The following is a 20,270-nucleotide window of genomic DNA, read 5'->3' on the forward strand; positions in this document are numbered from 1 at the left end:
ACAACTTTTCCATTTTGTCATTGTTGTGCGATTGGTACAACGATTTTGCTTTTTGAGATGACGTGTTTTGTTTCAACATCATTATTTTTAATCAACCAGTTGACGTACTCTTCATCTGACATCGAACCATCATTATAGACTTCAGCGATTTGTTCGACTGTAGCGTTCTCATCGACCGTAACGGAAGCTGTCATCAGTTGCGCCACTTTTTCATCCGGGCGTGGTGTGAGTAAAAAGATCACGAAGGCAATACTTAATGCATAGAAGAGAATTGAAAAAGCATGAGTACGAATCGTATGAATCATCATGAATCCCTCCAAATATGAAATGAATGAGTTAGAATAAATGTTCGCGGAACAATTGTTCGCATAACTCATAATAAACATAGAACCCGTGTTCGGTCAACACAAAATGTCGAACAATTGTTTGTACGCTCATTTGTTCTATGTTATAGTGAATCTAGAAACATATATTCTTACATTTCAAACTTCAATCCAGAAAGAGGTGGCAATTCGTATGCGGAAAATGTCTAAGCGCCAACAAGAGATTCTCGACTACATCGTCTCTGAAGTGAAACTGAAGGGGTATCCACCATCAGTTCGTGAAATCGGAGAAGCAGTCGGACTCGCGTCTAGCTCGACGGTACACGGTCATTTGGATCGACTCGAGAAACGGGGAATGATTCGCCGTGACCCGACGAAACCACGTGCGATTGAGATATTGCTTGATAAGCCTGAAGAAATCACGGAAGCCATCGTCCATGTTCCCGTCATCGGGAAAGTCACAGCGGGTCTTCCGATTACAGCGATTGAAAACATCGAAGAACAGTTCCCGCTCCCTGCACATTATGTAGGAAATGAGACGGTCTTCATGTTGACGATCGATGGTGAATCGATGATTAACGCAGGTATTCTTGACGGCGATCGTGTCATCGTGCGCCAGCAAAACACAGCAGAAAACGGAGAAATCGTCGTAGCTATGACCGAAGATAGCGAAGCGACGGTGAAACGGTTCTTCTTAGAAGATCAACAGGTACGTCTACAACCAGAAAATGACTCGATGGATCCGATGTATTTCGATAATGTCTCCATTCTTGGTAAGGTAATCGGCGTGTATCGGACGATTCATTGACGGAGGGACCAGTTACGACTGGTCTTTTTTCATGCCTTCAGGAAATGTACATGATACCGTCAATACCGTCGCACTGACGGGTTACGTTGCGTATTCGGTCGCAACGCAACAAACCGATTGGTTACCAACCGCCATCGGTATCGCTGTCGGTACGCTTTGGTTGTCACCCGACCTCGATTTAAAGTCAGAACCGTATTATCGCTTTGGACCATTTCGAGTCCTTTGGATGCCGTACGTCAAAATCATGCCCCACCGCTCGATCTGGTCGCATGGACTGATCATCGGAGATATCATCCGGCTTCTTTATAGTGCTGCGATTCTGATTCCCCTACTATTTTTAAGTCTATATTTTCAGGTTCTTGATTCTGCTACGATTGATTCGTGGTTCGCTTCCCTGCCTGCATTCGTCGTCGGTATCATGGTGGCGAGTACGATTCATATCCTACTAGATTATTCCAGCAGTTGGTTTCGACCTAAAAAAAGAAAAAAACGTCGTCGGTAACACCTCTTTTGCTTGTTCGCAGGCAGGAAGAGGTGTTTTCTTATCCACTTTTTCGTATCTTTAAACATCAAAATAAAAAATTTCCATTCCTATATTTCAATTATATGTATTGAAAACGTTCTCAATTCGGAGTAATTTAAAGTAGAAAGGCCATTATCTGCTTTAATCCAAAGGGAGGTTTTTTGCATGAATAACTTTGTACTAGAAATGATCGGTACGATGATTCTCATCCTGCTCGGGGATGGGGTCGTCGCCGGTGTCGTCTTGAAAAAGACGAAATCGGAAAACAGCGGATGGATCGTCATCACATTCGCTTGGGGTCTTGCCGTCATGACAGCAGCATTCGTCGCTGCTGAAAGTGGAGCACACTTGAACCCCGCATTGACAATCGCACTTGCTTTGAACTCTGACCTACCGTGGGCAGACGTTCCGATCTACATTGCCGGACAACTTGTCGGAGCTTTCATCGGCGCCATTCTCGTTTGGCTTCATTACATGAAACATTTTGAAGCGACTGATGATCAAGCTGCAAAACTCGGTGTGTTCGCAACAGGTCCAGCGATTCGTCATACGCCGTCGAACTTGATTTCTGAGATCATCGGGACATTTGTTCTCGTCTTCGGTATCTTGGCACTTGGTTTAACAACGTTCGGAGATGGCTTAAAACCACTCATCGTCGGTTTACTCGTCGTCGTCATCGGTCTCTCGCTCGGTGGTACAACAGGGTATGCCATCAATCCGGCTCGTGACCTTGGACCGCGTATCGCGCACGCTATCCTACCGATTCCGAATAAAGGTTCATCTGACTGGGGCTATTCATGGATTCCTGTCGTCGGTCCGATCATCGGTGGAGCGCTTGCCGTGTTCATCTATCAATTGATCTACTAAGATCACGTCTCACTAACACATACCGCTCAAGGGGGATTTCGAAATGGAAAACAAGTATATCCTAGCACTCGACCAAGGTACGACAAGCTCACGTGCGATCATCTTCGATCACGATGGGAAAATCGTCAACTCGGCACAACGGGAATTCAAGCAGTACTTCCCACAACCAGGCTGGGTCGAGCATGATGCAAACGAAATCTGGGGTTCGATTCTTGCTGTCATGGCCGAAGCACTCGGAACAGCAGATATCAAACCTGAGCAAATCGCCGGAATCGGCATCACGAACCAACGTGAAACGACTGTCGTCTGGAACAAGGAAACAGGCAAACCCGTTTATCACGCGCTCGTTTGGCAATCACGTCAAACATCTGGTATCTGTGACGATTTAAAAGAACAAGGTTTGAACCAGAAGTTCCGCGATAAAACAGGACTTCTGATTGATGCCTACTTCTCTGGAACGAAAGTCAAATGGATCCTCGATAATGTCGAAGGTGCGCGTGAGCAAGCAGAGAACGGTGAATTGCTCTTCGGTACGATCGATACGTGGCTCGTTTGGAAACTGTCTGGTGGAAAAACGCACATCACGGACTACACGAACGCTTCACGAACATTGATGTATAACATCTACGAACAAAAATGGGATGAAGAGTTACTCGATATCCTCGGTGTTCCTGCTTCGATGTTGCCAGAAGTTCGTCAGTCGAGTGAAGTCTACGACAAAACGGTACCGTATCACTTCTTCGGTTACGAAGTGCCAATCGCTGGTATTGCGGGTGACCAACAAGCAGCACTCTTCGGTCAAACGTGCTTCGAAGCGGGTGAAGGGAAAAACACATACGGAACAGGTTGCTTCATGCTCATGAACACAGGCGAGAAAGCCGTTTCTTCTGATCATGGACTCTTGACGACGATCGCTTGGGGCGTCGATGGAAAAGTGGAATATGCGCTGGAAGGTTCTATCTTCGTCGCTGGTTCTGCGATCCAGTGGCTCCGTGATGGACTCCGGATGCTGAAAAATGCGAAAGATTCAGAAGGTTACGCAACGAAAGTCGACTCAACAGACGGTGTTTATGTCGTTCCTGCCTTCGTTGGTCTTGGTGCGCCATACTGGGATTCAGATGTACGCGGGGCAATCTTCGGATTAACACGCGGAACAGATAAGGAACACTTCGTTCGTGCAACGCTTGAATCACTCGCTTATCAAACACGCGATGTGTTGACAGCGATGGAACAAGATTCTGGTATCGAACTGAAGACACTTCGTGTCGACGGTGGTGCAGTAGCGAACAACTTCTTGATGCAGTTCCAATCGGACATCCTCGGCGTTCCTGTCGATCGTCCAGAAATTAACGAAACGACAGCACTCGGTGCAGCCTACCTTGCTGGATTAGCTGTTGGTTACTGGAAAGATAAAGCGGAAATCAAACAACAATGGAAGCTAGATCACCAGTTCAAACCAGAGATGAAAGAAGACGATCGTGAGCAACGCTATGCTGGATGGCAAAAAGCAGTTGAAGCGACAATGGTCTTCAAACCATCAAAATAAAACAATTGACCCGGTTCTTTTTGCAGAGGGACCGGGTTTTTGATATCCAATAATACAAAAAACCATTCTTCGCTTTATTGCAAAGAGAGCTCAGACTGTAGACAAAAGGGCTGACTCCAAAAAATGATGCGTTTTTTCACGCCCTTTCCTCAGGCGAGACACCAGCCAGTTTTCCTGCTTCATTCAAGCAGGAAAGCGGGTCTTATTTGTCTCTGACAGCGTAAATATGCGCTTGTTCCTGTAGGAGTGGCGTGTGACGCATCTTTTTTTATACTCGGAAGAAAGATTAGAGAAGCGTTTTGTTCACTCGACATCGCTTCCTAGGGAAAAGCAAGCAAGAGCGACCCTGCAGCGAAGCGAAGCGGCGCGATGCTTGTCCCAGGAAAACGATTCGAAGCGAACAAAAAAGCGCAATCCTTCTCGTTAGAGAACAATTGCACTTTGTCTTCAGTATCGAGGGCTTCACCAATTATTTACCGAACTCTTTTTTCAATCCGTCTTCAATCTCATCAACAGATTTCGACTGTCCGCTAAGAACAGCCGCTAAAAACGCGCCTTCGACGAGTGGTGCGTCGATAAACCGAACCGTCCGTTCGCCACTATATAGTTCAAGGGCCAGTTCCGTATTCATCGTCGCAGAGCCGATATCCGTTAAGACGACTCCATCGTCGTCTAGTGTATTTAGTGTTTCTTCGATGCGCGTCGCGTCCGTTCCGATGCTACCATCTTCAAGACCGGCTGCTACTAAGACTGGCGTATCCGGTGCCATCTCTGCTAACAGTTCTTTCAGACCAGCCGCGAGTTTTTCACTATGAGAAACAAGTACAAGATTAACCATGAAGCACCTCCGCAATTTCGCTGAGTAGCAAAGCACTCGATAAACTACCTGGGTCCTGTACGCCTTCCGTCGCTTCACCGAAGTAGGACGCGCGCCCTTTCGTTGCGATACGCGCTTTCGTATCAGCAAGTGCTTGATCGATTGCCGCTTTCAAGTCCCCTTCTTGCGAGAGCGCTTCTTGGAACGGTGTCCAGATATCGACCATCGTCTTTTGACCGAATTCCGATTTCCCACGCGATTTGATCCCTTCCGTCGCTTCGCGGAAAGCGTCTGCAAGATCCGCACCTTCGACTTCTGTTTTCCCTTTGAATGCACCGGCGAACTTAACGAATGCAGTCCCGTACAAAGGACCGGATGCTCCACCGACCGTCTTGATCAGCGTCATCCCGACTTCTTTCGATAAAGCTCCTAAATCCTCATATTCGCCGTGTTCTTCTAGCGTCTTCTGGACTGCTTGGAAGCCACGCGACATGTTAATTCCATGATCTCCATCACCAATTTCCCGGTCAAGGTCCGTCAATTCATCCTTATGCTGTTCGATCTGTTCCGCTGCTTTGATGAGCGCGCTTCGTAACTGTTCCGTCGTCAACTTCATCTTTGTACACCCCGTTTATCTGAATTAGAATCCAATCGCTTTCGTTTCTGCATCGAGATAACCAAGCAGTTCATCATCCACTGGTAAGAGCGTGATTGAGAATCCGTGCATCTCGAGCGAGGTCATATAGTTTCCGACGAACGAACGGGCAATCTCGTACCCATGCGCCTGAAGTTCTTCCGCAACGTATTTATACGTGATATACAGTTCGGATTCTGGTGTTCCACCCATCCCATTCACCATGACGGCGACTTTTTTGTCTGGTACCTCTTTCGTCAGACGATCGAGCAACTCTTTAACGATCGCATCAACGGAAGCGACCGCTTTTCGTTCAAGTCCTTTTTCACCGTGGATCCCGATTCCGATTTCCATCTCGTCATCATGCAACTCAAAACCTGGCTTGCCACTCTCCGGCATGTAACATGGCGAGAGTGCCATTCCGATCGACCGAACGCCCTGGATGACTTTTTCTGCGACTGCCTTGACTTCACTCAGTGATTTTCCATCTGCAGCTGCAGCACCAGCAATCTTATGGACGAAGACGGTTCCCGCGACACCACGACGGTCTTCCTCTTTTTTGATAGCAATGTCATCATTGACGATGACCGTGTCGACTTCGATGTCCTCGAGTTCAGCGAGTTCCTTTGCCATATCGAAGTTCATGACGTCACCCGAGTAGTTCTTGACGACGAGTAACACACCTTTTCCACCATGGGCTGCCTTGATGCCTTCAAGCACCATGTCCGGTGTCGGTGACGTGAAGACTTCCCCACAGACAGCCGCAGTAAGCATACCGTCCCCAACGAATCCAGCATGTGCGGGTTCATGACCACTTCCTCCACCAGAGACAAGACCGACTTTTCCATCGAGCGGTACTTTCCGTGCGACGACATTAACACCTTCGACCTTCTTATACAAATCAGGGTGAGCTAGTACGAGTCCGTCGACCATGTCTGAAACGAACCGGTTTGAATCTTTCATTAATTTGTGCATGAAAAACGCTCCTTTACCAATCTGTTTTTTGCCGTACCACTTACTCTTTACCACTAAATCAAGCCGAGTATGTCGAAAAAAACGATGAAAATATTGACCAGTTGGTGACGATATTCCATACGAATGCTATGCTCTTTAAAAAGAGGAGGAATCGAATGTCATCAGCCTTTCAAACAGGTGTCCGTGCCTGTCTACCTACCGTCCTCGGATATATCGGCATCGGCTTCTCAGCCGGGATCGTCGGTCGTGCCTCTGGCTTATCCCCTCTCGAAGTCGGATTCATGTCCGTCTTCATCTATGCCGGCGCCGCCCAGTTCATCATCACGAGTCTTTTACTCTTAAATAGTCCTGCTTCTGCCATCATTCTGACGACGTTCATCGTCAATCTCAGGCACTTGTTAATGAGTCTGACGCTCGCTCCGCATGTCGAGACACGTCACCTCCGCGACCGCCTCGGTACCGGAACGCTACTAACGGATGAGTCGTTCGCTGTCGCGATGAACACTGCCCAAAAAGGGAAGCTCGCTCCGTCATTCATGCATGGCTTAAATCTGACCGCGTATCTCAGCTGGATTATCGCAACCGTTCTCGGTGCACTTGTCGGTAGCTGGTTTCCTGATCCCGAGCGCTTCGGTCTCGATTTTGCCCTGACAGCGATGTTCATCGGCTTATTGTACTTACAGTTTGAAGGGGAACGTTCCCGTATTGCCGTGAATAGTTGCCTTTTACTGATTGTCTTACTATTGCTTTACATAACCATGCGCTACTTTTCTCCAGAAGTCGCCGTTCTTTGCGCGACGCTCGGTGGTGCAAGTATAGGAGTCGTGATCACACGATGGAAATCCGCCCGGAATTAATTGCTCTTTTTTTAGCTTGTGGACTCGTCACATGGATTCCACGCGTCTTACCGTTTCTCGTCCTTCATGGACTGACGTTACCGCGCCTCGTAACAGAATGGCTCTCGTTCATTCCGGTCTGCCTGCTCGGTGCCCTTTTCTTTCAAAATCTTCTCATCGCTCAAGATGAGGCGTTTCCGACGGTTTCGACGCTTCATGTCTTCGCCGCCCTCCCGACCATGGCGGTCGCGATTTTCAGTAAAAGTTTATCCTGGACGGTCGTGACTGGTGTTGTCACGATGGCGTTTCTACGATTGTATCTATAAGCAAGTCATTCATCTTTAGCCTATTTCGATGTACTCTTGTGTTATCCTTATAATAGAAATAAATGGATAGTGAAGAGGGTCCTGATATGCCAAATAAGCAGTTCATACCCTATTTGATATTGCTGTGCGTCATTTTTATAATCGCGAGTCAAATGGATCTGCCTTATCTGCTAAAACAAGGATTGATTGTGTTGTACGTCATCGCCTATTTCGGCACGCTGATGGTTTCTCGCAAAATGAAAGTTAGGGATCATAAACAATGACTCGAAAAAATCTCCTCTGGTCTTGAGAGACTAGAGGAGATTTTTGTGTTCACGTATTTGCTTGTACGTCCTGATAATCGGATTGATGTTCAAACTCTTTTTTCGCAAACGGACATAACGGTAACAGCTTGACATTTGCTTCTCGTGCCCAGTTGACGATCTCGGCAACGAGTTGTTCCCCGATCTGTTGATTGCGGTGCGCGGGATCGACGTATGTGTGATCAATGATCCACATGCCGTTGTTCGTATCGCTGTAAGTGATTTCCCCAATCACTTCCCCTTCCTGATGGGCTTCGATTTTACGTTCAGCTCGTTTCAGCTCCATTTGCTTCCCTCCGTTCGTAAGATAAGGCGCCGCTCGGACAACCGTCGACGACCCGCATGACATCGTCCACTGGTGCCCCGTCCGCTTCAATCCACGGACGCCGCTTGACATCAAAGACAGTTGGTAGACTTTGTACACAATGACCAGAGTGAATGCAGACTTCCGAATCAAAATAGACCGTGATCTCTTTGCCTTCATATCCTTTTTTCATGATGTATCGTCTCCCTTTCTTTGTACTCTTGTATCTTTCCACATCCTTGACTCAATCCCTGTCTGCGCTATGAAAAAAGCACTTCCGGACAGAAGTCCGAAAGTGCTTGAGTTGGATTAGAACAAGACCATGTACTGATCGCGTTCCCATTCCGTGACTTGCGTCCGGAACATATCCCATTCGATTTCTTTCAATTCAACGAAGTGCTCTGCGATGTGATCGCCGAGAGCGTGCATGACGACGTCATCCGCTTTCAAGACTTCGAGTGCGTGGCTGAGTGTTGATGGAAGATCATCAATTCCGTTTGCAACGCGTTCCGGTTTGTCCATGACGTAGATGTTGCGGTCGATTGGAGCCGGTGCTTTCAAGTTGTTCTTGATTCCATCAAGACCTGAAGCGAGCAATGTCGCAAGCGCAAGGTACGGGTTCGCTGCTGGATCGACTGAACGAACTTCGATCCGAGTCGAGAGTCCACGTGCTGCAGGAACACGGACGAGTGGTGAACGGTTACGCGCTGACCATGCGACGTAGCAAGGTGCTTCGTAGCCAGGAACAAGACGTTTGTATGAGTTGACTGTCGGGTTACAAACCGCTGTGAACGCACGAGCGTGTTTGAGGATACCTGCCGTGAAAGCACGTGCATCATCCGACAATTGCATGTCTTCGTTGCCTTCATCGAAGAAGACGTTCTCGTTGCCTTTGAAGAGCGACATGTTCGCGTGCATGCCTGATCCGTTGACACCGAAGAGTGGTTTTGGCATGAATGTCGCGTGCAAGTTGTGCTTCGCAGCAATCGTCTTGACGACGAGTTTGAACGTTTGGATGTTATCCGCTGTCGTGATTGCATCCGCATATTTGAAGTCGATTTCGTGTTGACCTGGAGCAACTTCGTGGTGTGATGCTTCGATTTCAAAGCCCATGTTCTCGAGCTCGATGACGATCTCTTTACGGCAGTTTTCACCGAGGTCGACTGGTGCGAGGTCGAAGTATCCACCTTGGTCGTTCAATTCAAGTGTCGGACGACCTTTTTCATCTTTCTTGAAGAGGAAGAATTCTGGCTCTGGTCCAACGTTGAATGATGAGAAACCGAGCTCTTCCATCTCTTTAAGTACCCGTTTGAGCTGACCACGTGGGTCTCCTGCGAACGGCGTGCCATCCGGATTGTGGATGTCACAGATTAAACGTGCAACTTTCCCTGTTCCATCTTCTGTCCATGGGAAGACGACCCATGTGTTCAAGTCTGGGAAGAGATACATATCTGATTCTTCGATCCGGACGAATCCTTCGATCGATGAACCATCGAACATCATTTTGTTATCAAGTGCTTTTTCCAATTGGCTTACTGGAATCTCAACGTTCTTGATCGTTCCGAGGATATCTGTGAACTGTAAGCGAATGAAGCGTACATCCTCAGCTTTAGCGATTTTCAAAATGTCTTCTCGTGTAATGTTGCGACGTGTCATGTGACAAATCCCCTCTCCGATTCGTTTTTATATGGTTACAGGTCCTTACTTGAAGAAACGCCCGAGCTCACCTTGGATGAGCGACGTCTTTCCATGTCGTCCTGCTTCCTTCAATTCATTTTTCAGGAGTTTATACAATTCGCCGTCAGATAGTTCCGGGCGCGTCTCGACGACGCTCTCCGCAACGCGTTCGCGTTTGACAAGATCGTTTTCAAAAATCAATTTGATCCCTGCGATATTCAGTCCCTGATCCAGGTATTCCTTGATCGACAACAGACGATCGACATCGTTGAACGAATAGAGGCGACGCTTCGTCTCTGTCCGCTCCGGTTTGATCAGTCCTTGTTCTTCGTAGTATCGGATCTGGCGGGCAGATAACGCGGTCAACTCTTGAACGACTCCGATGGGAAATAGTGGCTTGGACTGGCGTGATGAGTCTGCCATGTGGTTCCTCCTTTTTCCTTACTCCATGAGAATAAACCTCTGTCAGGCAACTTGTCAAGCGATGTAAGAAAAGTTAACACAACTTTTTTAATCACTTTACATGAAGTCGTTCAGAGGTCTTTTCACGAGATATTCTAGTATTAAACGTTTTTTTCTGGAATTAATTGTTTTTCCATCAAGTGATTGATGGCTGAGATGATGGCAATCTTGACGTGGCTATACGTCAAACCACCTTGGACGTATGCGGTATAGGGCGCACGGATCGGACCATCCGCTGATAACTCGATCGATGATCCTTGTACGAATGTTCCTGCTGCCATGATGACATCGTCCGCATAGCCCGGCATATAATCCGGAATCGGTAACGCATGTGCATTGACGGGTGAAGCGGCTTGAATCGCCTGACAGAAGGCAATCATCGGCTCTGGCGCATGGAACGAGACCGATTGAATCAAATCCGTCCGCTCTGCCGTATGATGAGGTGCCGTGTCAAAGCCAAACTGACCAAGCATGCTCGACGTGAACATCGCGCCCATCAACGCTTGGCTCACCGTATGTGGTGCCATATAGAAGCCTTGGTACATATCCGGAAGTGCGGATAACGATGGACCGGCTTCGGCGCCAATTCCTGGTGTCGTCATCCGGAATGACGCTCGTTCAATCAGATCAGTCCGACCGACGAGATAACCGCCAGTCTTCGCAAGTCCACCACCCGGGTTCTTAATCAACGATCCTGCCATCAAGTCCGCTCCGACGTGTGTCGGTTCGATCGTCTCGACGAACTCACCGTAGCAGTTATCGACGAAGATCAGTACGTGCGGATGAACGGCTTTGATGGCAGCAATCGCTTCTCCGATCTCGTTGACCGGCAGACTGCGTCGTGTCGCATAGCCTTTTGAACGCTGAATCCCGACGACCTTCGTCTGTAGTGTGATCCGTTCGAGAACGGCCGGTACGTCGATCGTCTCGGCGTTTTTCATCTCGACGACATCATACTGGACGCCCAGTTCCTTTAATGAACCGCGTCCGTCACCACGAATTCCGACGATCTCTTCAAGCGTGTCGTATGGTTTTCCTGTGATATAAAGCAATTCGTCTCCTGGCAATAACAAACCGAACAACGCGATACCGATTGCATGGGTTCCGCTGATGATTTGCGGACGACAAAGACCGGCTTCCGCACCGAAGACATCAGCATAGATCCGTTCGAGCGTATCGCGTCCTTCATCGTTGTAGCCGTAACCTGTTGACGGCATGAAGTGAAAATCACTGACCTTGTGACGTCGGAACGCATCGAGGACGCGGAATTGATTGTATTCCGCGACCTCTTGCGCTTTCTTGACGTACGGGGCGATCTGTTCCTCCGCCCGGTCAATGAGCGGACGGAGCGTTTCGTAATGGGTTAATTCTGAAAACATGTTTACACCTCGTATTGTTTCAATGTCGCGTATAGACGCGTATCTTTACGCAAGTAACCTTTTAGAATGACGGAACCATCTTCTTCGAACGATTCCTTCAAATTCATCATGACTTCCTTCGCCGGATTGTAATGGGCAAATCCGTCAACTGGAATGCGAATCTCGAGATACTCGAGGATTTCGCTGATCGAACGTTCGATCTCTTCGATCAAGCGCTCGATATCCTGCGGGTCAAGCGCAGAAATCAGCAGTTTTCCACCTGTGAACAAGCGGTTCAATTGATCCTTCTTGTTGTAGACTTCGAGTTGCGGAATGTCACCGGCACCGAGTTCATCGAGGACATCGTTCGTCGTCTGCATCTGATTCAAGTAATGCTCACTCGACGCATCAACGATATGGAGGATCAAGTCGGCTTCCAGCACTTCCTCGAGTGTCGAACGGAACGCCGCGATCAACTTCGTCGGCAGATCTTGAATGAAACCGACCGTATCCGTCAGGAGAATTTGACCACCTTCCGGCAAATCGACTTGACGTGTCAACGGATCGAGCGTCGCGAACAACTCATCCTTCTCGTATGTGTCGGCTTGTGTCAACCGGTTGAAGATCGTTGATTTGCCAGCATTCGTATAACCGACGAGCGCGATTTGGAATGTCTGGTTCTCTTTGCGACGTTCCCGGTAACGGGCACGGTGCGCGACGGATGTCTCGAGTTGTTTCGAGATCTCATCGACCCGACGCCGGATATGACGGCGGTCCGTCTCGAGTTTCGATTCACCTGGTCCACGCGTCCCGATTCCGCCACCAAGACGTGACAGTTGTGTGCCCTGCCCGGCAAGACGTGGTAAGAGATAACTCATCTGTGCCAGTTCGACCTGCAATTTCCCTTCGCGTGACTGGGCTCGGCCAGCGAAGATATCGAGGATCAACTGCGTCCGGTCAATCAATTTGATGGCTTCCGGGTCCGACAAGGCGATCCGGATATTCTTCATCTGACCGGGCGTGACCTCGGCATTGAATATGATTAAATCAGGTTCAAGTTCGTCTGCTAAAGCAACGAGTTCTTCAACCTTTCCTTTTCCGATGAACGTACGGCGATCAATCGCTTGTCGTTTTTGATCCAGACGACCGACGACGACACCATGCGCAGTCGTTACGAGTGCTTCGAGCTCCGCGACCGATTCTTCATAGACATGGTCCGGGACACCGGGGAGCTGGCAACCAACGACGATGACGCGTTCTGACATAATATCATTCCTTTCACGAGTAAAGACGTACTGCGCCCTTTATCATACCACAGGCACCGGTTCGTCTGAACTTTTTTGGACAGGAAACATCCGTTCGGTTTATGATGGAAGAAAGATTACGATAAGGGGAGGAAAACCATGGCACGCGAACAGTCGTATACGCTTCCAGAGTTCATTGAACGCTATTTGTTTTATCTAACGACAAGTGGACGGCAACTTTCGACCGTCCGCCGCTATCGCTATGATTTAATCGAAGTCCATCGCTACATGACCGATGTCGACCAACCACTCGAGACGATCGACGATTTCAAGGCGATTTCGATCGAGACGTGGAAGACGTTCATCAATGAATACTTAATCGAAGAGAAACTCTACCAGCAAGCAACGGTTGCCCGGATCGTCACCGTCATCAATCAAGTCAATTATCAGATTCGACAAACGAAGGCGAAGCTGATTGAATACGCACAACCGACGCACGAATTGACGGCAAAACACGTCGCTTCCTTCAAGGAATATGAACAATTGGTCCGGACGAATCAATCCGATCGCGGCTTGACGGAACATCAATTGAAGGCACGTCCGTTTTTAATCGATCGAAACGAACTGATCCTTCGATTGTTTTATCGCTACGGTCTACGTGTTCATCATATCATTGGTTTGAAGATGCATGACCTTAATTTCGCCCAGCAAGAGATGACTGTCCACGATCGCCTTGGTAACCGTTACCTGCTCCATCTCGAGCGGGAAGATCAAGACATCATGTTGCGTTACTTGAAGACGATTCCGGAACCGGTCCGTCCCCGTTATCACAGCACCGACCCCTTTTTCGTCGCCTTCGACTTTGCTCGAATGACGTTCCGCTGGGTTTACAGCAAAAATGCACCAAAGCAACTGTCGATTGTCATGATCACGAAGATGATGCGTCAGTTGAATGAACGATCCGATAATAAACGGGTCTTGACACCGTCGATGTTACGCAACAGTTTCATCTTAAAAACGTATCAGGACGAGATGACGAAGGAAGAACGTCTGCAGAAGACATGCCTCTATAAGGATGTCTCGCTCCGACGTTATGAAGAGGCGGTCGAGGAACTGACACCGTTGTTGTAAAAAAATCATTAGGCTTGGATGTGACATAGATGACGATTCGAATGACTTATGATCAAGAAGCAGAAATGGGATATCTATATCTCTTCCCAGAAACATTTACTCCCGCGATTGAAGAAACGGACGAGCTAGAAGAAAATGAATTCCTCAACGTAGACGTTGATCAAGAGGGACGCATCGTCGGGATTGAATGTTTCAATGAAGAAGCGAACGTGATCCGCGCCGTCCATTCACAAGCATTCTTATACGCAGAACATACAGATCGTTTCTCGCTCCGATTGCGAAACACGATTCCGAAAAGTTCGTCTCACCTCCAAGGAGTTACGTTCTACTTCGCTGAATCCGATCATACCGGATTTATCGGATTTGATATCCTTGACTTAGAACGATATCCTGTCGACGTTCTTCGTACGCTTGTTCAGCCAGCGTATAAATAATGAAGTCAACAAAAAAAGACGACCCCCCGGTCGTCTTTTTTACTTAGCGAGAGACTTCTTGTGTCTCTTCTTGCTCATATAACGTCACGTTGCGCGCTGGTGCGAACGTCGAGATTGCGTGCTTGTAGATCAACTGCTGTTTGCCTTCCGACTCCAAGATGACCGTGAAGTTATCGAATGACTTGATCAGCCCCCGTAATTGATACCCGCTGATTAAGAAAACCGTTGTCGGGACTGCATCTTTCCGTAATTGATTTAAAAAGACGTCCTGAATGTTGTATGTCGCTTTCATGATTCCCCGTGCCCCCTCTTTTTATCTGTTTCTGTCTTCGGGCAACTCTTATTTAACCGCTTTCAGAAACTCTACAGTTCTATCATAGATAATTTTGAACGTTTCTTCAAATGAAAACTTTCCCATATCCACCCAAACGCCATCAAATTGGTGACGGAACCACGTCAATTGACGTTTCGCGAAGCGTCGCGTGTTCCGTTTCAGCATATCGACGGCAGGATCGAGTGGTGCTCCGTCAAGGACTGGTAACATCTCTTTATAACCAATCGCTTGTAGCGCCTTCGTGTGTCGATACCCGGCAGCGTCCAGACGCGCCACTTCCTCAAGAAGCCCACTTTCGACCATCATATCTACTCGTTGATCGATCCGGTCATACAAGCGATCCCGGTCTTCCATGTGTAGGACGAACAGTAGACTCTCATAAAGTGCCGGCTTACTACCGGTCGTTTGTGTCTGACCGGTCCGTGCGACCTCGATCGCCCGAACGACCCGCTGGATATTATTCGGATGAATCGCTTCGGCGCGCACCGGATCGAGTTCCTTCAACTGGTCATGCAATGCATTCGCACCGTGCGTCGCCGCGTACGCTTCGAGTTCAGCACGCAAGGCTGGATCTTCCGCCTGCTCAGTGAACTGGTAATCATATAAAATCGACCGGATATAAAGCCCGGTTCCACCGACGATAATCGGTAACTTGCCCCGACTTGCGATCTCATCAATCGTCGCTCGGGCAACCGTCTGAAAACGCGCTACACTCATCTCGTCGTCCGGTGTCACAAGATCAAGCAGATGGTGCGGCACCCCTTCCATCTCTTCGGTCGTCACTTTGGCTGATCCGATGTCCATCCCTTGATAGACTTGGACGGAGTCTCCCGATAACACTTCTCCGTTTAATCGTTTGGCTAGTTCAATGCCCGTCTTCGTTTTTCCGACTGCCGTCGGTCCGACGATGACGATGACTGGTTGTTTCTTCATTTTTCTTCACCCATTCTCTATCTTTTCATTCTGATTCGAGTGTACCACAGCCACTTACTCGGATTAAAAAAATCAATGAAAAAACCGCCCATTCTGGACGGCTTCCACTTGCTCGTCTTATACGCGACGGATGAAATCGTCATAAATGGCACTAAAGATGCACCACCCACAAATGACGACGCCTGTCAGCATGATGCCCCAATCTGCCATGGTCGTTCCTCCTCTAATCATCGTTATTCTCTCTTTTGACGGTTTACACAGAATATAAACCCTTTCGAGCAGGTTTGACACCAATTCTTGGAATCAGTATGATAAAAGTACGATTGGTACGTAGCGCGGAGGCTGACCTGCATCGGCTTCCTATTAGAGGCACTGCCTCTCGATTCCATGTCTTGTGCTTGCACGAGGCGACATAGGGAGAATTCGTTCTTCCAAGCGACAGGTCCGGCATCATGCCCGGGCCTGTTCTGCGTGCCGGTACATTATTTCGAAAGGAGCCGATTGTCGTGCGTATTCAAATCATTGGTGGATCAGGTACCGGAAAAAGTACACTGGGCGCCTTCATCGGACAAGCTGAACAGATTCCCTGGATTGATACCGACCATTATCTTTGGACAGATACGACGTTCACTGAAAAGCGAGACGTCTCCGAGCGATTTTCCATGTATGAAGCAGATCTTATGTCTTACAACGATTACATCGTCTCCGGCTCTGTCTTCGCTTGGCATCCGGATGGTTTCATCAATCGGGACTTGCTTGTCTTCCTGTCGCTCGACGAATCGGTTCGGATGGAACGTCTCATCGCGCGCGAAAAAGCACGATACCCAGATTTTACAGGCTCCAATGAATTCCTTGACTGGTGCCGGACGTATCACACGGCGACGGATCCATCGATGATCGGTACGTTCGCAGAACACCAGTATCAGATGGACCAGTCGATTTCCCCGATTCTGATAGTAGATGCTTCGTTATCGACACAACTTCAGTATCAAAAAATAATCGAGACATACGATCGTTTGTCGCTTCATCCATGAAAAACGGGTCCCCCTCTATAGGTGGACCCGTTCGTCTTAATACATATCTTTTTGTGTGAAGTTCCAAAACGCAACGATTAGCGCCGCGACCGTCCAACAACCGAGGACAGCAAGTGAGAACGGAAGCGTCATTCCTTCGATTGGTGGTGCTTGTCCATCGAGATAGTTGATCAGTCCGAAATTGACGTTGACGAGATATTTCGAGCTCGTCCAACTTGAACCAAGCGTCGTCAGTAACGTACCGGAAATCAAGACTGCCATCATGATCCCGATCCCTGTCGCTGTGTTTTTGACGAGAACAGAGACCATCAAGGCGATCGTTCCGACAACGGCTGTGACGATCCACGCTAGACCGACTGCCATCAAGAGGTACTCCCACATCGGTAACGTATGCACCAACTCGGTCGAGAACGTACCGCTCGGTGAGGCTTGGAAACCGGTCAAGATCGGTGCGGTCCAGCCGTCATAGCCGAGGACGATCCCGGATATCGCGTAACAGACGGCAACGGTCAATGCCATCAACATCGACGTATAGAGCAGCACCGTCAACCATTTCGCCATCAGGATCTTCCAGCGCCGGACTGGTCGCGACAGGAGCGTCTTGATCGTTCCATCATTTTGCTCCCCACTGACGATATCCGCCATGATGACGATGATGAACAGCGGTAAGATCAGCGTCAATCCTTGCGAGAAGAAGATCCGGATGAACGTCGGGGCTCCCGGATAGTTCGGGTTGATGTCGTTATCGAGATAGTATTGATTTTGTTTGAGGTCAAACTCAAGGAACTGACGGAACTCATCTTGAATACTGCTAGAAGCAAGACGGTTCTGCGTGTCGACGATGTCTTGTTGTAACTCAACCCGCCAATCGAGCGTTCCCTGCTTTTTGATTTGTTCTTGGATGTCTCGGTACTGTGCGTACGTAAACATCGAGACAAGAACGACGAGAATGATCGCAACGACGGCAAAACGACGTTTCGAAGCAATTTTCGTCACTTCATTTCGTACGAGACCGATCATGTTCGGATTACGCAATGTGATCGCCTCCCGTTAACGTGATGAATAGATCTTCGAGCGTTTGGACCTTCCGTTCAATCGTCCAGACTTCGACCCCTGCTTCGAGCAGCTGCTTATTGAGCGCTGGTGTCTTGCTTGCATCCATCAAAGTATGAACCGTATTCGCATCGACGACTTCGGACACTTGGACTAAATCGGATGCTGATAAAATCTCATTCGTCTTAAAGGCATCATCGACACGCCAGTCAACGCCTGGTGCGAGCGACTCGACCAGTTCCTTGACCGTTCCGACTTGAACGATTTTGCCATAACTCATGATTGCAACTCGATCGGCAAGCATTTCGATCTCAGCCAAGATATGACTCGAGACGAGGACCGACAGTCCCGTTTCCTCGACGAGCCGGCGGATGAATTGACGTAAATCCCGAATCCCCATCGGATCGAGACCATTCGTCGGTTCGTCGAGAATCAAGACGCTTGGTCGTCCGAGTAATGCTTGTGCGATGCCGAGACGCTGCCGCATCCCGAGCGAGTATGTCCGGACTTGATCATCAACACGCGCCGTCAAATCGACGAGATCGATGACTTCCTGAATCCGAGCCTCATCGACATTCGGTAACATCCGGGCAAAGACTTGTAGATTTTCGCGACCCGTTAAATACTTATACAACTCTGGATTTTCAACGATCGAGCCAATCCGCTCCATCGCTTGGACGAACTGTTTGCGGACGTCGAAGTCACAGACCGTGATTTTACCGGACGTCGGTTTGATCAAGCCGACGAGCATCCGGATCGTCGTCGTTTTTCCTGCCCCGTTCGGTCCAAGGAAGCCAAAGACTTCACCTGGTTGGATCTCAAACGAGATATTATCAATGATCGTCTTTTTTCCGATCACCTTTGTTACACCTTCTAATTTCACTGTTGGTTTCACGTCTCTCACCTCTTATTGTCTATTCTAGCGGAATAATGAATCATTTGACTTGTCAGAACACTTCATTTCCGCACATTCTTTCAACTTTTGCTACAATCAGGTTAGAACCTAGAAGGAGGAACGTTCATGAAGCGATTACGCTGGCCCCTGTTTTTAACCGTCTCACTCGTTTTGACGGCAATCTTTGGATACGGCTTCGTCAGTGCCTATAGTGACGTCGTCAACCCACCAAAACGTGCCGTCTTGACACCTACGAAGGAAGAGCCTGTCAAAAAAGGCGGGACGTACGTCGCGCTTGGTGATTCCTTGACACGTGGTGTCGGAGCATCAAACGGCAATAGTTACGCTGCAATCGTCGGACGCGATCTTGTCAAAGATAACACTGTCGAGCGCTTCCAGAATCTTGCCGTCAGTGGTGCCCGGACGGAAGATTTACTGAAACAACTAGAACAAAAAGAAGTCTTACGCTCAATCAAACAAGCAAAAGTCATCTCGGTGACGATTGGCGGAAATGACTTATTCAATCGTGGTGAAGGCGTCGCAAACTTCAATGCGAAGAAGACAGCCGAAACCGTCACGACGGCACAAGCGAACTTGAAAAAGACGTTCAGTATCCTACGAGAACAAAATCCGGATGCTGTCATCTTCTACGTCGGGCTCTATAATCCTTTCCGCGCGACGGAAAACGGTGAAGCATTCGATGCCATCGTCCAAGATTGGAACGCAAAATCACGGACGCTCGGTATCGAGTACGATGTCGAGATCATCGACACGTTTAATCTCGTGCGTGACGTCAAACGTGATTTATCGAGTGACCAATTCCACCCGAACGATTCTACCTACGAAGAGATTGCAAAAGCTTCCTTACTTGCTGTCAACAAACGTTTCTAACAATAAAAGCCGCCAATTTGGCGGCTTTTTGTTCCGATTCATTTCAGGCGTTTCGCAAGAGAGACGAGTCCCCATTGGAGCGGCAACCGTGTCCAAAGCAACCAAGACGGAAGACGTTTTCCATTAATCGGCTTCGGATTGACTGCCATGTTGACGTTTGCGGGCAAGACTGCATATAAGAAGGCAGGAAGCGTCTTACGGACGAGGTGCACCCCTTTTCCTGTCAACAACATGACACCGTAAGCGATTTCGATGACACCTGTCACTTGAACGAAAAAGCGCTTGAACGGAATGAACGACGGCATGATGCTGACGAATCCTTTTTCATTACGGAAATGACCAACTCCCGCAAACAACAATCCTGCTCCATAGACTAGACGCAATAGCATTATGTTCCACACTCTCTTTCTGTTAATGAAATATATGTTCGAGACAGCTTCAGTGTATCGAACTGACCTGATTATCTCAACTTTTAGAAATTGTCGTCGAATTATGGGGAATGATGAGTCATTTCGGAATGTCTCCCGTAATCAGTGAAGAGGTTGTTTCATTTGCTATGATGA

The 20,270-nt window shown here is 48.4% G+C and carries 25 protein-coding genes; 10 read left to right on the plus strand and 15 right to left on the minus strand.

Annotated features, from left to right (window positions below):
* Window positions 1–17: 17 nt before the first annotated feature.
* Window positions 18–305, minus strand: a complete 288-nt coding sequence (gene yneA, locus KNQ14_RS08985) for a cell division suppressor protein YneA (RefSeq protein ID WP_023467771.1) — start codon at window positions 303–305, stop codon at window positions 18–20.
* A gap of 211 nt (window positions 306–516) precedes the next feature.
* Here yneA and lexA point away from each other — a divergent pair, with 211 nt between their 5' ends.
* The 4 genes from lexA (at window position 517) to glpK (ending at window position 4,067) form a co-directional block, all read left to right on the plus strand.
* On the plus strand, window positions 517–1,131 hold the full coding sequence (lexA, locus tag KNQ14_RS08990) for a transcriptional repressor LexA (protein WP_023467770.1): 615 nt from the start codon (window positions 517–519) through the stop codon (window positions 1,129–1,131).
* Between the two features lie 31 nt (window positions 1,132–1,162).
* Window positions 1,163–1,633, plus strand: coding sequence for a metal-binding protein (locus tag KNQ14_RS08995; RefSeq protein ID WP_047391185.1), 471 nt, complete (start codon window positions 1,163–1,165; stop codon window positions 1,631–1,633).
* A 186-nt stretch (window positions 1,634–1,819) separates the two neighbouring features.
* Complete coding sequence (locus tag KNQ14_RS09000; RefSeq protein WP_214860760.1) at window positions 1,820–2,521, plus strand: MIP/aquaporin family protein; 702 nt, start codon at window positions 1,820–1,822, stop codon at window positions 2,519–2,521.
* A 43-nt stretch (window positions 2,522–2,564) separates the two neighbouring features.
* Window positions 2,565–4,067: a glycerol kinase GlpK gene (gene glpK / locus KNQ14_RS09005; RefSeq protein ID WP_214860761.1), complete on the plus strand. Its 1,503-nt coding sequence runs from the start codon at window positions 2,565–2,567 to the stop codon at window positions 4,065–4,067.
* A gap of 469 nt (window positions 4,068–4,536) precedes the next feature.
* Here the strand turns inward: glpK and dhaM are convergent, their stop codons facing one another.
* From dhaM to dhaK, 3 genes are read right to left on the minus strand one after another with little or no spacing between them, the layout of a single operon-like run.
* Entirely contained in the window at window positions 4,537–4,905 is a 369-nt protein-coding gene (dhaM, locus tag KNQ14_RS09010) for a dihydroxyacetone kinase phosphoryl donor subunit DhaM (RefSeq protein ID WP_195865422.1), read from the minus strand.
* Complete coding sequence (gene dhaL, locus KNQ14_RS09015; protein WP_214860762.1) at window positions 4,898–5,500, minus strand: dihydroxyacetone kinase subunit DhaL; 603 nt, start codon at window positions 5,498–5,500, stop codon at window positions 4,898–4,900. The genes dhaM and dhaL overlap by 8 nt, the downstream gene beginning before the upstream one ends.
* A 24-nt stretch (window positions 5,501–5,524) precedes the next feature.
* Window positions 5,525–6,493, minus strand: coding sequence for a dihydroxyacetone kinase subunit DhaK (gene dhaK / locus KNQ14_RS09020; RefSeq protein ID WP_214860763.1), 969 nt, complete (start codon window positions 6,491–6,493; stop codon window positions 5,525–5,527).
* Between the two features lie 155 nt (window positions 6,494–6,648).
* On the opposite strand from dhaK, the gene KNQ14_RS09025 reads away from it, so the two are divergent.
* Both KNQ14_RS09025 and KNQ14_RS09030 read left to right on the plus strand, forming a co-directional pair.
* Complete coding sequence (locus KNQ14_RS09025) at window positions 6,649–7,350, plus strand: AzlC family ABC transporter permease (protein ID WP_214860765.1); 702 nt, start codon at window positions 6,649–6,651, stop codon at window positions 7,348–7,350.
* Window positions 7,329–7,655, plus strand: a complete 327-nt coding sequence (locus KNQ14_RS09030; protein ID WP_023467761.1) for an AzlD domain-containing protein — start codon at window positions 7,329–7,331, stop codon at window positions 7,653–7,655. The genes KNQ14_RS09025 and KNQ14_RS09030 overlap by 22 nt, the downstream gene beginning before the upstream one ends.
* A 312-nt stretch (window positions 7,656–7,967) precedes the next feature.
* On the opposite strand, the gene KNQ14_RS09035 is transcribed toward KNQ14_RS09030, so the two are convergent.
* The 6 genes from KNQ14_RS09035 to hflX form a co-directional block, all read right to left on the minus strand.
* Window positions 7,968–8,243, minus strand: coding sequence for a GNAT family N-acetyltransferase (locus KNQ14_RS09035; RefSeq protein ID WP_035398130.1), 276 nt, complete (start codon window positions 8,241–8,243; stop codon window positions 7,968–7,970).
* A complete protein-coding gene (locus KNQ14_RS09040; RefSeq protein ID WP_214860767.1) occupies window positions 8,224–8,454 on the minus strand; it encodes a (4Fe-4S)-binding protein in 231 nt (76 codons plus the stop codon). Before KNQ14_RS09040 ends, KNQ14_RS09035 begins: the two co-directional genes overlap by 20 nt.
* Window positions 8,455–8,570: 116 nt before the next feature.
* Window positions 8,571–9,917, minus strand: coding sequence for a type I glutamate--ammonia ligase (glnA, locus tag KNQ14_RS09045; protein WP_023467759.1), 1,347 nt, complete (start codon window positions 9,915–9,917; stop codon window positions 8,571–8,573).
* Between the two features lie 45 nt (window positions 9,918–9,962).
* Window positions 9,963–10,361 carry a MerR family transcriptional regulator gene (locus tag KNQ14_RS09050; RefSeq protein WP_023467758.1) on the minus strand — a complete coding sequence of 133 codons (399 nt, stop codon included), beginning with the start codon at window positions 10,359–10,361 and terminating at the stop codon, window positions 9,963–9,965.
* Window positions 10,362–10,501: 140 nt separating this feature from the next.
* Window positions 10,502–11,779, minus strand: coding sequence for a methionine gamma-lyase family protein (locus KNQ14_RS09055; protein ID WP_214860769.1), 1,278 nt, complete (start codon window positions 11,777–11,779; stop codon window positions 10,502–10,504).
* Window positions 11,780–11,781: 2 nt separating this feature from the next.
* Window positions 11,782–13,023 carry a GTPase HflX gene (hflX, locus tag KNQ14_RS09060; RefSeq protein ID WP_214860772.1) on the minus strand — a complete coding sequence of 414 codons (1,242 nt, stop codon included), beginning with the start codon at window positions 13,021–13,023 and terminating at the stop codon, window positions 11,782–11,784.
* Between the two features lie 138 nt (window positions 13,024–13,161).
* On the opposite strand from hflX, the gene KNQ14_RS09065 reads away from it, so the two are divergent.
* On the plus strand, window positions 13,162–14,133 hold the full coding sequence (locus KNQ14_RS09065) for a tyrosine-type recombinase/integrase (RefSeq protein ID WP_023467755.1): 972 nt from the start codon (window positions 13,162–13,164) through the stop codon (window positions 14,131–14,133).
* Window positions 14,134–14,174: 41 nt separating this feature from the next.
* Window positions 14,175–14,567: a DUF2283 domain-containing protein gene (locus tag KNQ14_RS09070; RefSeq protein WP_214860773.1), complete on the plus strand. Its 393-nt coding sequence runs from the start codon at window positions 14,175–14,177 to the stop codon at window positions 14,565–14,567.
* A 43-nt stretch (window positions 14,568–14,610) separates the two neighbouring features.
* On the opposite strand, the gene hfq is transcribed toward KNQ14_RS09070, so the two are convergent.
* Both hfq and miaA read right to left on the minus strand, forming a co-directional pair.
* Window positions 14,611–14,859, minus strand: a complete 249-nt coding sequence (gene hfq / locus KNQ14_RS09075) for an RNA chaperone Hfq (RefSeq protein ID WP_023467753.1) — start codon at window positions 14,857–14,859, stop codon at window positions 14,611–14,613.
* A 48-nt stretch (window positions 14,860–14,907) separates the two neighbouring features.
* On the minus strand, window positions 14,908–15,834 hold the full coding sequence (gene miaA, locus KNQ14_RS09080; RefSeq protein ID WP_214724560.1) for a tRNA (adenosine(37)-N6)-dimethylallyltransferase MiaA: 927 nt from the start codon (window positions 15,832–15,834) through the stop codon (window positions 14,908–14,910).
* Between the two features lie 506 nt (window positions 15,835–16,340).
* Between miaA and KNQ14_RS09085 the strand changes: the two genes are divergently transcribed.
* Window positions 16,341–16,868: a P-loop NTPase family protein gene (locus tag KNQ14_RS09085; RefSeq protein WP_023467750.1), complete on the plus strand. Its 528-nt coding sequence runs from the start codon at window positions 16,341–16,343 to the stop codon at window positions 16,866–16,868.
* A gap of 36 nt (window positions 16,869–16,904) precedes the next feature.
* Here the strand turns inward: KNQ14_RS09085 and KNQ14_RS09090 are convergent, their stop codons facing one another.
* Together KNQ14_RS09090 and KNQ14_RS09095 are read right to left on the minus strand one after the other, a co-directional pair.
* Window positions 16,905–17,903, minus strand: a complete 999-nt coding sequence (locus KNQ14_RS09090) for an ABC transporter permease (protein WP_214860775.1) — start codon at window positions 17,901–17,903, stop codon at window positions 16,905–16,907.
* Complete coding sequence (locus KNQ14_RS09095; protein ID WP_214860777.1) at window positions 17,896–18,816, minus strand: ABC transporter ATP-binding protein; 921 nt, start codon at window positions 18,814–18,816, stop codon at window positions 17,896–17,898. Before KNQ14_RS09095 ends, KNQ14_RS09090 begins: the two co-directional genes overlap by 8 nt.
* A 126-nt stretch (window positions 18,817–18,942) precedes the next feature.
* Here KNQ14_RS09095 and KNQ14_RS09100 point away from each other — a divergent pair, with 126 nt between their 5' ends.
* Window positions 18,943–19,707 (plus strand): SGNH/GDSL hydrolase family protein, encoded by a 765-nt coding sequence (locus tag KNQ14_RS09100; RefSeq protein WP_023467747.1) that lies wholly within the window; start codon window positions 18,943–18,945, stop codon window positions 19,705–19,707.
* Window positions 19,708–19,745: 38 nt separating this feature from the next.
* Here the strand turns inward: KNQ14_RS09100 and KNQ14_RS09105 are convergent, their stop codons facing one another.
* Window positions 19,746–20,096 carry a DoxX family protein gene (locus KNQ14_RS09105; protein WP_029341233.1) on the minus strand — a complete coding sequence of 117 codons (351 nt, stop codon included), beginning with the start codon at window positions 20,094–20,096 and terminating at the stop codon, window positions 19,746–19,748.
* Window positions 20,097–20,270 lie beyond the last annotated feature (174 nt).

Origin of the sequence: Exiguobacterium sp. s161, assembly GCF_018619045.1 — a bacterium.
Classification (GTDB): Bacteria; Bacillota; Bacilli; order Exiguobacteriales; family Exiguobacteriaceae; genus Exiguobacterium_A; species Exiguobacterium_A indicum.

Excerpts from the sequence above, each read along its gene's own strand:
- KNQ14_RS09030 (WP_023467761.1), top strand. The coding sequence starts at position 7,329 with ATGGAAATCCGCCCGGAATTAATTGCTCTTTTTTTAGCTTGTGGACTC.
- KNQ14_RS09000 (WP_214860760.1), top strand. The coding sequence starts at position 1,820 with ATGAATAACTTTGTACTAGAAATGATCGGTACGATGATTCTCATCCTG.
- KNQ14_RS09065 (WP_023467755.1), top strand. The coding sequence starts at position 13,162 with ATGGCACGCGAACAGTCGTATACGCTTCCAGAGTTCATTGAACGCTAT.
- KNQ14_RS09055 (WP_214860769.1), bottom strand. The coding sequence starts at position 11,779 with ATGTTTTCAGAATTAACCCATTACGAAACGCTCCGTCCGCTCATTGAC.
- lexA (WP_023467770.1), top strand. The coding sequence starts at position 517 with ATGCGGAAAATGTCTAAGCGCCAACAAGAGATTCTCGACTACATCGTC.
- KNQ14_RS09070 (WP_214860773.1), top strand. The coding sequence starts at position 14,175 with ATGACTTATGATCAAGAAGCAGAAATGGGATATCTATATCTCTTCCCA.
- KNQ14_RS08995 (WP_047391185.1), top strand. The coding sequence starts at position 1,163 with ATGCCTTCAGGAAATGTACATGATACCGTCAATACCGTCGCACTGACG.
- glpK (WP_214860761.1), top strand. The coding sequence starts at position 2,565 with ATGGAAAACAAGTATATCCTAGCACTCGACCAAGGTACGACAAGCTCA.
- glnA (WP_023467759.1), bottom strand. The coding sequence starts at position 9,917 with ATGACACGTCGCAACATTACACGAGAAGACATTTTGAAAATCGCTAAA.
- hfq (WP_023467753.1), bottom strand. The coding sequence starts at position 14,859 with ATGAAAGCGACATACAACATTCAGGACGTCTTTTTAAATCAATTACGG.
- KNQ14_RS09035 (WP_035398130.1), bottom strand. The coding sequence starts at position 8,243 with ATGGAGCTGAAACGAGCTGAACGTAAAATCGAAGCCCATCAGGAAGGG.
- KNQ14_RS09105 (WP_029341233.1), bottom strand. The coding sequence starts at position 20,096 with ATGCTATTGCGTCTAGTCTATGGAGCAGGATTGTTGTTTGCGGGAGTT.
- dhaK (WP_214860763.1), bottom strand. The coding sequence starts at position 6,493 with ATGCACAAATTAATGAAAGATTCAAACCGGTTCGTTTCAGACATGGTC.
- miaA (WP_214724560.1), bottom strand. The coding sequence starts at position 15,834 with ATGAAGAAACAACCAGTCATCGTCATCGTCGGACCGACGGCAGTCGGA.
- yneA (WP_023467771.1), bottom strand. The coding sequence starts at position 305 with ATGATTCATACGATTCGTACTCATGCTTTTTCAATTCTCTTCTATGCA.
- dhaL (WP_214860762.1), bottom strand. The coding sequence starts at position 5,500 with ATGAAGTTGACGACGGAACAGTTACGAAGCGCGCTCATCAAAGCAGCG.
- KNQ14_RS09025 (WP_214860765.1), top strand. The coding sequence starts at position 6,649 with ATGTCATCAGCCTTTCAAACAGGTGTCCGTGCCTGTCTACCTACCGTC.
- KNQ14_RS09040 (WP_214860767.1), bottom strand. The coding sequence starts at position 8,454 with ATGAAAAAAGGATATGAAGGCAAAGAGATCACGGTCTATTTTGATTCG.
- KNQ14_RS09100 (WP_023467747.1), top strand. The coding sequence starts at position 18,943 with ATGAAGCGATTACGCTGGCCCCTGTTTTTAACCGTCTCACTCGTTTTG.
- dhaM (WP_195865422.1), bottom strand. The coding sequence starts at position 4,905 with ATGGTTAATCTTGTACTTGTTTCTCATAGTGAAAAACTCGCGGCTGGT.
- hflX (WP_214860772.1), bottom strand. The coding sequence starts at position 13,023 with ATGTCAGAACGCGTCATCGTCGTTGGTTGCCAGCTCCCCGGTGTCCCG.
- KNQ14_RS09050 (WP_023467758.1), bottom strand. The coding sequence starts at position 10,361 with ATGGCAGACTCATCACGCCAGTCCAAGCCACTATTTCCCATCGGAGTC.